Source organism: Oceanicola sp. 502str15, assembly GCF_024105635.1.
Lineage (GTDB): Bacteria > Pseudomonadota > Alphaproteobacteria > Rhodobacterales > Rhodobacteraceae > Vannielia.
Genome location: NZ_WYDQ01000001.1, coordinates 897,427 through 910,424, shown reverse-complemented (window position 1 = coordinate 910,424; position 12,998 = coordinate 897,427). Strand labels below are relative to the sequence as shown.

General features: G+C 66.5%; 17 protein-coding genes. 6 read left to right on the top strand and 11 right to left on the bottom strand.

The window, feature by feature from the left end; genetic code table 11:
• Positions 1-7: 7 nt before the first annotated feature.
• From GTH22_RS04365 to GTH22_RS04345, 6 genes are all read right to left on the bottom strand, one after another.
• Complete coding sequence (locus tag GTH22_RS04365) at positions 8-517, bottom strand: hypothetical protein (RefSeq protein WP_252943498.1); 510 nt, start codon at positions 515-517, stop codon at positions 8-10.
• Between the two features lie 145 nt (positions 518-662).
• Positions 663-797, bottom strand: coding sequence for a hypothetical protein (locus GTH22_RS22045; protein ID WP_256471551.1), 135 nt, complete (start codon positions 795-797; stop codon positions 663-665).
• 11 nt (positions 798-808) lie between these two features.
• Entirely contained in the window at positions 809-1,660 is an 852-nt protein-coding gene (locus GTH22_RS04360; protein WP_252943496.1) for an FkbM family methyltransferase, read from the bottom strand.
• Between the two features lie 58 nt (positions 1,661-1,718).
• Positions 1,719-3,230 (bottom strand): Fe-S cluster assembly protein SufB, encoded by a 1,512-nt coding sequence (sufB, locus tag GTH22_RS04355; RefSeq protein ID WP_252943495.1) that lies wholly within the window; start codon positions 3,228-3,230, stop codon positions 1,719-1,721.
• A gap of 34 nt (positions 3,231-3,264) precedes the next feature.
• Positions 3,265-4,275: a cysteine desulfurase family protein gene (locus tag GTH22_RS04350; protein WP_252943493.1), complete on the bottom strand. Its 1,011-nt coding sequence runs from the start codon at positions 4,273-4,275 to the stop codon at positions 3,265-3,267.
• Positions 4,272-4,760 (bottom strand): Rrf2 family transcriptional regulator, encoded by a 489-nt coding sequence (locus GTH22_RS04345; protein ID WP_252943490.1) that lies wholly within the window; start codon positions 4,758-4,760, stop codon positions 4,272-4,274. Before GTH22_RS04345 ends, GTH22_RS04350 begins: the two co-directional genes overlap by 4 nt.
• A 182-nt stretch (positions 4,761-4,942) precedes the next feature.
• On the opposite strand from GTH22_RS04345, the gene GTH22_RS04340 reads away from it, so the two are divergent.
• A complete protein-coding gene (locus GTH22_RS04340) occupies positions 4,943-5,599 on the top strand; it encodes an alpha/beta hydrolase (RefSeq protein WP_252943488.1) in 657 nt (218 codons plus the stop codon).
• Between the two features lie 5 nt (positions 5,600-5,604).
• Here the strand turns inward: GTH22_RS04340 and GTH22_RS04335 are convergent, their stop codons facing one another.
• Entirely contained in the window at positions 5,605-6,045 is a 441-nt protein-coding gene (locus GTH22_RS04335; RefSeq protein ID WP_252943485.1) for a hypothetical protein, read from the bottom strand.
• Positions 6,046-6,332: 287 nt separating this feature from the next.
• Between GTH22_RS04335 and GTH22_RS04330 the strand changes: the two genes are divergently transcribed.
• The 4 genes from GTH22_RS04330 (at position 6,333) to GTH22_RS04315 (ending at position 8,359) form a co-directional block, all read left to right on the top strand.
• On the top strand, positions 6,333-6,593 hold the full coding sequence (locus GTH22_RS04330) for a hypothetical protein (protein ID WP_252943483.1): 261 nt from the start codon (positions 6,333-6,335) through the stop codon (positions 6,591-6,593).
• Positions 6,593-7,177 carry an HD domain-containing protein gene (locus GTH22_RS04325; protein WP_252943482.1) on the top strand — a complete coding sequence of 195 codons (585 nt, stop codon included), beginning with the start codon at positions 6,593-6,595 and terminating at the stop codon, positions 7,175-7,177. Before GTH22_RS04330 ends, GTH22_RS04325 begins: the two co-directional genes overlap by 1 nt.
• 166 nt (positions 7,178-7,343) lie before the next feature.
• Entirely contained in the window at positions 7,344-8,132 is a 789-nt protein-coding gene (locus GTH22_RS04320; protein ID WP_252943480.1) for a Hint domain-containing protein, read from the top strand.
• 8 nt (positions 8,133-8,140) lie between these two features.
• A complete protein-coding gene (locus tag GTH22_RS04315) occupies positions 8,141-8,359 on the top strand; it encodes a ribbon-helix-helix domain-containing protein (protein ID WP_252943478.1) in 219 nt (72 codons plus the stop codon).
• Positions 8,360-8,366: 7 nt separating this feature from the next.
• Here the strand turns inward: GTH22_RS04315 and GTH22_RS04310 are convergent, their stop codons facing one another.
• From GTH22_RS04310 to GTH22_RS04295, 4 genes are all read right to left on the bottom strand, one after another.
• Positions 8,367-9,728: a cytochrome P450 gene (locus tag GTH22_RS04310; protein WP_252943476.1), complete on the bottom strand. Its 1,362-nt coding sequence runs from the start codon at positions 9,726-9,728 to the stop codon at positions 8,367-8,369.
• Between the two features lie 90 nt (positions 9,729-9,818).
• Positions 9,819-11,075 (bottom strand): hypothetical protein, encoded by a 1,257-nt coding sequence (locus GTH22_RS04305; protein ID WP_252943474.1) that lies wholly within the window; start codon positions 11,073-11,075, stop codon positions 9,819-9,821.
• 67 nt (positions 11,076-11,142) lie between these two features.
• Positions 11,143-11,781: a VOC family protein gene (locus GTH22_RS04300; RefSeq protein ID WP_252943473.1), complete on the bottom strand. Its 639-nt coding sequence runs from the start codon at positions 11,779-11,781 to the stop codon at positions 11,143-11,145.
• Between the two features lie 8 nt (positions 11,782-11,789).
• On the bottom strand, positions 11,790-12,548 hold the full coding sequence (locus GTH22_RS04295) for a cytochrome c biogenesis CcdA family protein (RefSeq protein ID WP_252943472.1): 759 nt from the start codon (positions 12,546-12,548) through the stop codon (positions 11,790-11,792).
• 217 nt (positions 12,549-12,765) lie between these two features.
• On the opposite strand from GTH22_RS04295, the gene GTH22_RS04290 reads away from it, so the two are divergent.
• A complete protein-coding gene (locus GTH22_RS04290; RefSeq protein WP_252943470.1) occupies positions 12,766-12,993 on the top strand; it encodes a sulfurtransferase TusA family protein in 228 nt (75 codons plus the stop codon).
• Positions 12,994-12,998: the final 5 nt, after the last annotated feature.

Genomic DNA, 12,998 nt, shown 5'->3' with positions numbered 1-12,998 from the left:
CCCTTCCCTAGACAGGAAGCCGTTGCAGCAGGTGCCCGTAGAGCACCATGTTGGGTTCGGTCGTGCTGAGCACCGCGTTCACCCAGGCCGGGCCGAAGAACTGGGCGAAGATTTCGGGCGCGCGATGCACCACCATATGCATGGTCAGCGCCCCGGCCCCGGTGCCGATGACGGCCACCGCAACCTGCGAGATCGAGCGCATCTGCACGATCTGGCAGAGTATGAAGGCCAGCACCACGCCCAGCACCGCGTCCAGCGCGAGCGTGCTGGTCAGCACCTGCCCGCCCTCGGGCAGGCCGCTCACCGCCATCCGCGCATAGCGGGCCACGGCCATGGCCAGAAGCCCCAGCGCGAAGGCCATCGGCAGCGAAATCGTGTGGAACATCCGCGCGATCGGCCCATTCCGCCCCTTGCGACGCGCCTTCTGCACCGGCGTATGCACGACCCCCTCGGGCGCCCACTGGCTGCCCTTGTTGATCCGGGTGATCCGGTCGTTGAACGTGTCCAAATTCGCCACGGGTGCTCGGTGCCTCTGCCTTCATCCTTCGCGTTAAAGAAGAATTAACCACCTGATTGGGGCAAGAGTTGGGTAGACCCGGCGCAAAACGCGGGCATGGTAAACGCCTCTGACGGGCGGTGGATCGGGAGAAATCGCGCATCGCTCAGGCGCTTTCCGGCCCGAAGACGGTGCCGGGGGCTGCCCCCGTCGGCTCGGTTCCGATCGCCCAGCCGGTAGCGATGGCCTTGCGGCCGCCGACCTGCTGGCCCTCGACGAAGGAGTTGGTGCTGATAATCATCGGACCGCTCCTCAGCTCTTGGGTTTCAGCAGAATGTTCTGGTTGGTCTTGTTGGCCTCGAAATCATGGACCGTCTCGTAGCCCCAGGCTTCCAGCATCTCCCAAGCAGCCTCCTTGTTGACATGCTCCAACTCGATGAAGAGATGCGGCTTGCTACGGGTGATGGTGCCCTCGAGCCCCTTCAGCGCGCCCACTTCCATGCCCTCCACGTCAATCTTGATGAAATCGACATGCGTGTCCCCCACCAGGCTGTCACCGGTGCGGGTGGGCACGGCCGTGGCATCGCCCTTGGCCTCCTCGACCGGCTTCAGCTTGACCCAGCCGAGATTGTTGCGCGGGCTGTGAATGGCCAGCCCCTCGCCCGCCTCGGCATCGAGCCCGTAGCCCAGGGTCGAGAGGTCAACCCTGTCAAAGAGGCCGTTGTACATGACATTGGCGACCAGCAAGTTGATCGCCTTGGGGTTGGGCTCCACCGGCAGCACCCGGGCCGCGCCAGCCATCAGGGCCATGTAGAGCGTGTGATTGCCCACATTCGCGCCCACATCCATGAAGGTGCCTCCCTCCGGGAAGTGGCTGGCGATGGTTTCAAGCTGCTGCTGTTCGTAAAACCGGCCCTTGAGGTGGTTCTTGTGGATCCGGTCCTCGCGGTTGTCGACAGTGAAGATCACCGGCTTCCCATAGCGGTGCGAGAGCACCACCCGCGCCTGGCGCGGGCTGACAAAGCGCACGCCGTTGCCGAGCGCCGCCACAACCGCAGGATGCAGCTCATCCCCCGCCCGCAGCGCGTTGATCCGGCGGGTGGTTTCGGTCTCTTCCTGCAGCACGCCAGTCTCGGGCGTGTTCTCGGTTTCCTCGTCTGTCATCGCAGCCCTCATGCCTATGAGATCAACGGCCGGTTAGCGGGTTTCGCGCCGGGCCGCCTTAACCAACCGAACCTTCGAGCGAGATCGCCACAAGCTGTTGAGCTTCCATGGCAAATTCCATCGGCAGGGCCTGAAGCACCTCCTTGCAGAAGCCGTTGACCACAAGCGCCACGGCCTCCTCCTCGTCCATGCCGCGCTGGCGGCAGTAGAAGAGCTGGTCGTCGTCGACCTTGGAGGTGGTGGCCTCGTGCTCCACGCGGGAAGAATTGTTCTTCACCTCGATGTAGGGCACCGTGTGCGCCCCGCAGTCGGAGCCGATCAGAAGGCTGTCGCACTGGGTGTAGTTGCGCGAGTTCTTCGCCTTCGGGTGCATCGAAACGAGGCCGCGATAGGTGTTCTGCGCCTTGCCGGCGCTGATGCCTTTCGAGACGATCCGCGAGCGGGTGTTCTTGCCGAGGTGGATCATCTTGGTGCCGGTGTCGGCCTGCTGCATGTTGTTGGTGATGGCGATGGAATAGAACTCGCCCTGGCTCTCCTCGCCGCGCAGGATGCAGCTCGGATACTTCCAGGTCACGGCAGAGCCGGTTTCCACCTGCGTCCACATCACCTTGGCCCGATCACCGCGGCAATCGGCGCGCTTGGTGACGAAGTTGTAGATCCCGCCCTTGCCGTTCTCGTCGCCCGGGAACCAGTTCTGCACGGTGGAATACTTCACCTCTGCGTCGTCCATCACCACGATCTCGACCACGGCGGCGTGGAGCTGCGAGGTGTCGCGCTGCGGCGCGGTGCAGCCTTCGAGGTAGGACACGTAGGCGTTGCTGTCGCAGATGATCAGCGTGCGCTCGAACTGTCCGGTGTTCTCGGCGTTGATGCGGAAATAGGTCGAAAGCTCCATCGGGCAGCGCACGCCGGGCGGCACGTAGACGAAGGAACCGTCAGAGAAGACCGCCGAGTTCAGGCAGGCATAGAAGTTGTCGCCCTGCGGCACGACCGAGCCGAGGTACTTCTTCACCAGCTCGGGGTGCTCCTTGATCGCCTCGGAAATCGAGCAGAAGATCACGCCCTTGCTGGCCAGTTCCGCCTTGAAGGTGGTGCCGACGCTGACGGAATCGAACACCGCATCGACGGCCACCTTGCGGCCTTCTGCGGGCGCAGCCTCGGCGCCCTCGACGCCGGCCAGAATCATCTGTTCCTTCAGCGGGATACCCAGCTTGGCATAGGTCTCCAGAAGGGCCGGGTCGACCTCGTCCAGCGACTTGGGCTTCTCCATCATCGACTTGGGTTTGGCGTAGTAATACTGGTTCTGGAAGTTGATCTCGGGGTAGTCGACCATCGCCCAATCGGGCTCTTCCATCTGCAACCAGCGGCGGTAGGCCTCGAGGCGCCAGTCGGTCATCCACTCGGGCTCGCCGTTGTTGGCCGAGATCAGCCGAACGATCTCCTCGTTCAGCCCCATGGGCGCGAAATCCATCTCGATGTCGGTGTTCCAGCCGTATTTGTAGGCCCCCATGGCCTTCACGGCTTCCACGGTCTCGGCATCGACGCCTTCTTTTACGTCAAGATCGTTCATCGTCTTTCCTTATCAACAGCTTGGGGCGCGTTCTTCACGCAACCCTCGCTTGGTGTCTCTTGTATTGCGCAGCCCAGGCTTCGGCGAAGCGGGCGATATCTTCTTCACTCGTGTCCGGCCCCAGCGACACGCGAATGGCCGAGCGGGCGATCTCTTCGCCATGGCCCATGGCCCGCAGCACCCGGCTTTCCTTCACCTTGCCCGAGGAGCAGGCAGATCCGGCGGAAATGGCAAACCCGGCAAGGTCCATCGCCATCACCTGGGTTTCGCCCTTCCAACCCGGCGCGGCAAAGCAGGCGGTGCCCGGCAGGCGCTCGGCCTCCTGCCCTATGAATATGGCCCCCGGCGCGGCTTCTGCCACCCGGGCTTCCAAGATGTCGCGCCTCTCTGCCACCTGCGCCCACACTCCGGCTTCCAGCCGCTTCTGCGCGGCCTCCACGGCAGCGCCGAAACCGGCAATTCCAATCACGTTCTCGGTGCCCGAGCGCCGGCCCATCTCCTGCCCGCCGCCCTTGAGCAGCGGCGCAATATCAAGACCCTCGCGCACGATCAACGCCCCCACGCCCTTCGGGCCGCCCAACTTGTGGGCCGACAGGATCGCAAGATCCGCCCCCGACCAGCCGAAGGCAAAGGGAATGCGGCCGACCACCTGCGTGACATCGAGCAACAACAGCTCGCAGGGGCGTTCCTGTGGCACCGGCAGGATCACCCCGGTCTCGCTGTTGGCGAGCCCCATGGCATAGATCCGGCCCTCCCCGGCGTGATGGGCCCAAAGCGCGTCATGGGCCGTCGGCTCCACCACAGCGCCAGCGGACAACACCTGCGCCGCCTCGGTGGCCCCGCCGGTAAACACGACCTCCTGCGGCTTGCAGCCCACGCCGGCGGCCACCTGCGCGCGCGCCCGCTCCACCGCCGCCTTGGCCGCCCGCCCCTCGGCATGGACCGAGGAGGGGTTGCCGCACAGCTCCATCGCCGAGAGCATCGCGGCGCGGGCCTCGGGCAGCAGCGGCGCCGTGGCGTTGTAATCGAGGTAGACCCGGCTCAAGCCTGCGCCCCCTCCGCCGGTTCATCGACGATCTCGAAGAGGTTGGGCACCGCCGGGCACGGGGTCATGCCGTTCTCGATCACCGAGGCCAGCGTGGCGGAGTGCAGGAACACGTAGACCTGCGCCGAAAGCCCCTCCCAGACCCGGTTGACCATGCTCTGCGCCCGGCTCCCCGAAACGGCGCCCTTGGCCCCTGCCCCGGTGTGCAGCGCGCTCACCGTCTCGTCGACCGCCTCCAGCACCTCCGACACCCGGATCTCGCCGGGGCAGCGCGCCAGCCGGTAGCCGCCACCCGGCCCGCGCACGCTCTCCACCAGCCCGCCCTGGCGGAGCTTGACGAAGAGCTGTTCGAGGTAGGGCAACGAGATGCTCTGGCGCTTGGAGATTGCCGCCAGCGAGACCAGCGTGCTCTTCTCTCCCGATTGCGCCAGCGCCAGATCGGCCAGCGCCACCATCGCGTAACGTCCTTTGGTCGAGAGCTTCATGGGTCCGTTCCTCTCGGATGAGCGCCAAACATACGGCCAAATTGCATTGACGAGGGAGGCAATGACAATTACCTCCATCGCACCCCTCCGGGTGGGTCGCGCCGATTTAGAATAATTCTAGATTGCGCCCGCTACCGCGTCAACTGCCCCCGGGACATAAAAGAGGACAAAAAAGGTCAGGTATGCCCGAAGTGATTTTTCCCGGCCCCGAGGGTCGGCTCGAAGGCAGGTATCACCCCCAACAAGGCGTGAAAGACGCACCCATCGCGATCATCCTGCACCCGCACCCGCAATTCGGCGGGACGATGAACAACCGGGTTGTCTATAACCTGCACTACACCTTCCACAAGATGGGCTTCACCGTGCTGCGGTTCAACTTCCGCGGCGTGGGCCGGAGCCAGGGCGAATACGACCAGGGGATCGGCGAGCTTTCCGATGCCGCCTCGGCGCTCGACTACCTCCAGTCGATGAACACCAACGCCAAGCATTGCTGGGTCGCGGGCTTTTCCTTCGGCGCCTGGATCGGGATGCAGCTGCTGATGCGCCGCCCCGAGATCACCGGCTTCGTCAGCGTCTCGCCGCCCGCCAACATGTACGACTTTTCCTTCCTCGCGCCCTGCCCCAGCTCGGGCCTGATCCTCAACGGCACCTCCGACCGCGTCGCGCCGCCCAAGGACACCCACGCGCTGGTCGACAAGCTGCACGAGCAGAAGGGCATCACCGTCACCCATACCGAGGTCGAGGGTGCGGGCCACTTCTTCGAAGATCCCTACATGGAAGAGATGCTGGGCGAGGTCGACACCTACGTGCGCCGCCGCCTCACCGAAACCACGCGCTGAGGCGCTCAGGCGGGCTGACGGCCCGCCTGGTTTTCACGCTCCAGCCAATGCCGCGCGCCAGCGCGGAAGGTGGCCAGCGTCAGGCAGAGCCCGGCAAGGGTCAGCCCGAAGCGCACCTCTGCCGGCACCTGCATCAGCGGCGTGAGAGGCGCAGCGTCTCCGAAGATCGCACTCAGCAGCAAGGGCTGGCCATAGGTCAGCCCCATCAGCACCGCCGCCATCACCGCGAGATGTACCACAAGCGGCAGCCCTGCCGGGGTGGCCTCGGTGCGTCGCCCATGGTTACGCCCGGCAGCATAGCCCGCAACCCCGGCAGCCAGCAGCCCGGCAGCCGGCAGGCCCTGGTTCATGAAGAGCAGCAGGCACAGCTCCAAAAGCCCGAATGCCAGCGAGATCGCACAACACCACAGCGCAAAACAGGCCGCCGTCAAAGCGTGATTTTTCATTCTGCTCTCTCCTTCGCCGGGGCCGCTTTGGTGCAGCCGCCTCTTATGGTGCGAGCGCGCGGCTCGGGCCAGAGCGCGCATTTGCGCGCACCATGCCCCCGATCTGCACGTCGGACCCGGAGAAGACACCCGGAATACGACCAATCTGAGACACATCCGTGCCGATGAGAAGGTGATCTGACGCCGGGCAAATGCTCACCTCCTCGGGTCGATCTGCAAAGCGGGGTTGAACTCGGGGGTGGATTTCAAGCAAATGCAGGCAGGCAGAGCCGAGCAGGAGAGCAGCCATGGGCGTTTTGGAAGATCTCGCGGATGAACTGGCAAAGGACACCATCGCCAATGCCGCCCGGCTGGGCGACGAGGACGAGGTGATCAGGGCCGTGGCCAAGAAGCTGGGCACCTCCTCGACCACCATGGAAGAGACCTTCATGACCTCGATCCGCGTGCGCCTTGCGGAGCGGCGGGCCCGCGCCTTCCTGACCAAGCAGATCGAGCAGGGCTACCTCGAAAAGGACACCGGCCCCAAGCTCATGGATGACGGCCACTAGTGTCACCGCTCGATGCCCGCATCGCCTTTCTGACCGAGGCCTGCAAGCTGCGCTCCGTCGAGCGCGCCTCCAAGCTGGCCGATGGCTCGCGGCACGAGAACTCGGGCGAACATTCCTGGCACCTCGCGCTCTTTGCGCTGGTGTTGGCCGATGAGGCCCCCGAGGGGGTCAGCATCGACCGGGTGATCCGCATGGCGCTGATCCACGACCTCGTCGAGATCGACGCCGGCGATGCTCCGATCTTCGAGGCCGGGCTGGACCAGGGCGCGATCGAGGCCGCCGAGGCCGCCGCAGCCGACCGGATCTTCGGCATGCTCCCGCCCGGCCAGGGCGCCGAGCTGCGCGCCCTCTGGGACGAGTTCGAAGAGGCCCGCACCCCGGATGCCCGCTTCGCCAAGGCACTCGACCGCTTCCAGCCCCCGGTGCTCAACCTCGCCAACGGCGGCGCAAGCTGGGTGCCCTACGGCGTGGATTACGCCAAGGTCGAGGCCCGGCTGAAACCGCCGATGGAGCGCGGCGCCCCCTCGCTCTGGGCCTGGATCGGCCCGCGCATCCGCGCCTTTTTCGGCGCGACGGCAGACTGACCGGATTTCACCGGCAAATTTGCCACAGAGATGTCGTGTGACACCTCCGCCTCAAACCCCGCCACATTCCCGCCACATTTCGGCCCGACCTTGGCCCCGAGATCCGCAAAAGCGGGCAATACTTTAGAGGCAGACGCGGGAAACATCCTGCGGGACGGAGACAGGAATGGGACCGAACCTGGCACAGGCACAGCGGCTGACGCGTGCCGATTTGCAAGCCGACATCGAAGAGTTCACCGCGCATACGGTTGCTGGAACCGGCATGTTTTCAAAGGCCTACGTGGCCCCCGGGCTGGCACAACTGCTGCCCAACGCCCGCAAGCTGACCAAGGCCCTCAAGCCCAAGCTCAAGAGCTTCTCGCGCCTCCCCGAGCCGGGCACCTGGCTCGAAAGCGCCGTATCCGCCAATGCCCGCGTCCTGACCCCCTCGGGCGCCGTGCCCGCCGGTCAGATCCGGGTCGGAGACGTGGTCGACACCAAGGATCTCGGCGCGCTGCGGGTCAAATGGATCGGACTCACCCGCGTGACCCGCGAGCAGCTGTCGCAGAGCCCCGCGCTTTGCCCGGTGCGGATCAAGGCCGGCAGCATCGACGGCACCTACCCGCGCCACGACCTCGAACTGTCTCCCAATGCCGGGCTGCTGATGCGCTCCAATTCCGACCCCGCCGACGAGCGGCTGGTCTCGGCCACGGCGCTGACCCGCCGCGCCGGCTTCTGCAAGTCGATCCCGCGCAACGGCATCACCTACGTCCAGATCCTGCTGGAGCGGCATGGCGTCATGGTGGTCGAAGGGCTGGAGATGGAAAGCTTCCACCCCGGCAACCTGCGCCCCACCGCCTCCGAGGCCGGCCTCTGGTCCGAGATCATGGCCGTTCTGCCCGAGCTGGAGCACGAGATGGAAACCTACGGCCCCCGGGTCCGCCCCGGCCTGAGCGAGCGCGCAAGAGCCTCCTAGGCGCGCCCATGGCCCGTCCCGAAAAGCACTCCCTCACATTGGCCGGACACCGAACCTCGGTGTCCCTCGAACCCGAGTTCTGGGCCGCCTTCCGGGAGATCGCGCAGGAAAAAGATATTCCGATCAACGCACTGGCTGCCGCAATTGATGCAGATCGCGGGGTAGAGCGCGGCCTGGCCTCCGCCATCCGCGTCTTCGTGCTCGGCCATTACATCGGGCAGAAGTGAGCCGCCGCTAGCGCCGCGAAATCTCCAGATGAATCCCCTCCGCCGCCCGCACCGTCAGATGCGCCACCGGCCGCGGCACCCGACCCTCCACCGTTGCAAACCGCAGCCGCCGCAGCAGCATCGCCAGAATGAGCGGCCCCTCCACCATCGCAAACCCCGCCCCGGTGCACACCCGCGCCCCGGCCGAGAACGGCATGTAGGCCTCCCGCCCGCAGCGCCGCCCCTCCTCGGTGCTCCACCGATCCGGGTCAAACCCGTCCGGATCGCTCCACAGCCGCTCATGGCGCTGCTGATGCCAGGGCGACAGCACGATCTGCGCCCCCGGTTTTACCGTCCGATTACGGAAGGTCTCGGTCTTCACGTTCTGCCGCACCATCATCGGCACCGGCGGATAGAGCCGTAACGCCTCGCGGAACACATCGCGGATGAACTTGCAGCCCGAGATATCTGAAAACGATGGATTTTCCGGCAGGCCAGCCGCCTCCGCCGCCGCCCGCTCCTGCACCTCCGGAAAGGCCGCCAGCAGATAGAGCGCCCAGGCCAGCGCCGAGGCCGAGGTTTCATGCCCGGCAAGAAAGAAGATCGCCACCTGGTCCACCATCTCCTCGGTGTCGAACCGCGCGCCGGTCTGCGGGTCGGCGGTGGTCATGATCTTGGTGGCCAGGTCATCGGGCGCATCCCCCGCCGCAATCTCCCCCGCCCGCGCCGCCGTCAGCTCGGTGATCAGCGCCCGGATCGAGGCGGCGGTGCGCTTCACCTCGCGGGCATGAAACCGCGGAAACCAGCGCGGCAGCGGCAGGAAGGCGGCAAGGTTCAGGATCGGCTGGGCCCGCTGATAGGCCCGAAACTCCGAGAACACCCGCGAGGCGATCTCATGCTCGATCGGGATCGAGAACAGCGTCCGAAAGATCACATCCGCCGCCGCGTGGCTGGTCTCCTCCTCCACCTCCGTCACCCCCTCGCGCGCCTCCATCCGCGCCACGCAGGCCCGCGCCGCCGCCAGCATCGCCGGAAAGGTCTCGCGCAGCCGCCCGCCTTCGAAGGCCGGGTCGATGATCCGCCGCTGCCGCTTCCAGGTCTCGCCATTGGTCACGAACACCGAGTTCCCCAGCAGCGGCGCCAGCCCCTCGCGCACCCTGTCGGACTTCGGAAAGTCGTCAGGCCGCTCCTTCAGCACAAGGTCCACCAGCGCCGGCTCGTTCACCAGGTAGCTGCGAAAGAACGGCGTGCGAAACTCCGCCATCCAGGCCCGGTAGAGCTTGGCCGGCTGGGCCGAGAGGATATCGGCCCGGAACAGCCGCAGATAGTTGCGCAGCGAGGTCTTCTCGGGGCGCGAGGGCGGCTTGGGCGGCAGATGCGGGCAGGTCATTGAGCTGTCATCCTCGGGCTCGACCCGGGGATCTCTTGCCGGTGGAGATCCTCGGGTCAAGCCCGAGGATGACCTGCGCCGCGCAGCAGCTCATGCCGCCCGCGAGGTATAGCGCGAGGCGGGCGTCTCGATCCGGCTCTTCGACGGCAGCCGCTCGGCGTAGCGCGTCGCCAGCGAAAGCGGGCCAGCGGTGATGAGAAAGTAGTCGTAGTCCCCGGGCCGGTCGAAGGCGCAGAGATACTGAAAATGCAGCCGGAAGAACCGCCGCTTGATCGCCTTCCACCGCTCCGGGCTGAGGGTCTGGGTGAAGGCGGCCGAAAACACCAGCGGCCAGCGTTTGCCACTCTCCGGCGCAACCCCCGTCACCGCCACCGGATCGCAGAGCGCAAAGGCGCAGCCATCGCCCGGCGCGGTCACGTCGACCCATGTAATCTGGTCCCATTGGCACAGGTCGTGCAGATCGGCCCTGAGCCTGTCGGCCTTCGGCAGAAAGCTCACCATCGGCACCACATGCCCCAGCGTCAGAAAGCCCAGCCGCGGCCCCTCGCCCCGGCGCCACCCGCCGCGCATCAGGTCCGCCAGCACCGACACGCCGATATGCGCGCCCGAGGAATGGCCCACCACCAGCACCTCGTCCACATCGCTCGCCAGCGCCTCCTCGATCCGGGCCCGAAACGCGGCCATCCGTTCCTCCAGCTCGGGCGGGTTCGCGCCCTTGTGGCGGGCCGAATAGCTGTAATCATGCATGAGGTAATAGGCAAAAAACCGGTTGTCCCGCTTGCGAAACCAGCCGAGCACACCCCATGTGACCGCCGCAAAGAGGATCAGCCCCAGCATGGTGCCCGTCGTGCCCAGATGCACCTTCACCGGCAGCTGCAACAGCGCCCAGGCCCCCAGCCGCGCCGCGCCGTAGCCAAGCGCCAGCGCCAGCACCAGCTGCCCGAGCAGAAAGACGATCGGGTAGAGCGCCGCAATCACCGGCCCCTTCCTGAGCCGCATCAGCCGAAACAGCGCCCCCGAGGCGATATAGGTCCATGCCGTGCGCACCAGCATGGCATAGGTCGCCGGGATCGAGGGGTTCATCGAGGCCTTCACGATATCCGACCAGAGCAGCACCTCGATCTGCGCCTCCGTCTCGACCCCCTCCACCACGCTCTCGACACTCCAGGCAAAGGGCCCCTGCCCCTTCAGGGCGCTCTGGCGCATCTCGTAGCCCGAAATCGCCCCCTGCTCGGCGCTTTCCTTGCGGTAGAGTTCGCGGTAGCGGCGCGGATGAAACGGGTCGTAGCCGGGGATATAGATCACCCGGCGGCGCCTCACGTCCTGCACTGCCTGCTCGTTTGCCATGGCTCTCATCCTTGCCGTTCCGGCGCTCTTAGCAAGGGATTTTGGCGGAAATTGGGAGGGTGCGGCCTCAGCTCAGCACCCGCGGTCCCGCCGGCGTGTCGATCTCGGCGCGAAAGCGCGTTTCGGGGCCCGGCACCAGCCGCGGCGGGCGGTCGAGCTCCAGTTCCGCAAACAGGGCTTCGATGCGCGCAGGATCGGGGTGGTGCAGCTCCCATCGGGTCAGTCGCGCCCCGAGATCGGGCAGCGCAGCGATGTAGGCCGTATCGCCGCGGTGGTCGATGAGCGAGGGCGCGGCGCCGTCAAGCGGCAGGCGCCCGTCGTCGCGCAGGGTGAAGCCGAACTCGGGTGCCTCGAAGGGCAGGCCCGCGCAGGCGCCGAAGATCTCGCCGTGCTGCGCGAGGACGCGGGGGATATCGGCGCAATTGGCCACCCAGCCGCGCAGCCGACGGCCCGCCGCCCAATTCGCCGCGACCTGTGCCGCGTCGTCGAGGCCAAACCACCGGGGCCGCCCCGGCGGGAGGCCGTCCGGGTCGACCGCCACGATCTCGAGATAGACGCCCTGCCCAAGCTGCATCCGGTGATTGTGGGTGCCCATGTAGAGGTGCCGGCCGCGCTCTGGCACGGAGAGGCCGAGGCAGCCCTGCACATGGGCCAGCCCCTCCGCAAGGCTTGGTGCAATGACCGTCAGATGATCGAGCCTCAGCACCGGGCCTCTCACCCCACGGTCGCCAGCGCCGGGAAGATCTCGAGCAGCCAGTAGGAGAAATCCGAGAAGGCGCCGGTGAGCATCAGCAGCCCGACCGTCCAGAGCAGCAGCCCCATGATCCGCTCGATCTGGCCCATATGCCGCTTCATCCAGCCCATCAGCCCCTTCAGCCGCGGGAAAAAGGCCGCCACCGCGATGAACGGCAGGCCCAGTCCCAAGGCATAGACCGCCAGCAGCAGCGCGCCCCGGGCCACATCGCCCTCCATCGCCGCCATCGACAGGATCGCCCCGAGGATCGGGCCAAGGCAGGGCGTCCAGCCAAAGGCAAAGGCCAGCCCCAGCACATAGGCCCCCAGCGCCGACCCGCCCCGGTCGCCCGCGTCGATCCGCGCCTCCCGGTTCAGGAACGGCAGGGTGAAGATGCCCAGAAAATGCGCCCCGAACACCATGATCACCAGCCCCGCCGCCATGGTGAACCACTCGCGGTTCTGCAGGAACAGCCCGCCCATGGCCGAGGCCGCCGCCCCCAGCAGCAGGAACACGGTCGACAGGCCGAGCACGAAGAACCCCGCCGCCACCAGCACCCGCCGGCGCCCGCCCCGCGCGCCCTGGCCCTCCATCTCGTCCATCGAGATCCCGCCCATATAGGCAAGGTAGGGCGGCACGATGGGCAGCACGCAGGGGCTGATGAAGGAGATCAGGCCGCCCACGACGGCGATGAAGATGGCCGGCAAAAGCGCGGCGTCCATGATGTCGATGCCAAACATGCCTTCCCCTTTAAGCCCCCGGCCGCAAAGCCGGAAGCCCCCAGCCCCTCACAAGCCCGTGGCGCATCACCGCGCCCCCCTGTTCATTTTCTTGCTGCAAATATCTCCGGGGGGTGCGGGGGGCTGGCCCCCCGCTGCGCACCGCCGCCGCACGCTCCACGCCAAAGCGGCCAAAAGCCCCCTTCCGCCCGGCACGACCATCCGCTACCCCTGCCCCATGACCCACCACGCCGCCCTCGACGCCACCGGCCTGCTCTGCCCGCTCCCGGTGCTGAAAACCGCCAGGCGGCTCCGGGCGCTGGCCTCGGGCGAGGTGCTCCGGGTCGAAACCGATGATCCCGCCGCCCTGATCGACATGCCCCACTTCTGCGCCGAATCCGGGCACAGCCTTCTGTCGCAGGAAGAAACCGCCACCGGCATGATCTGGCACCTGCAAAAGAAATAGGGGCG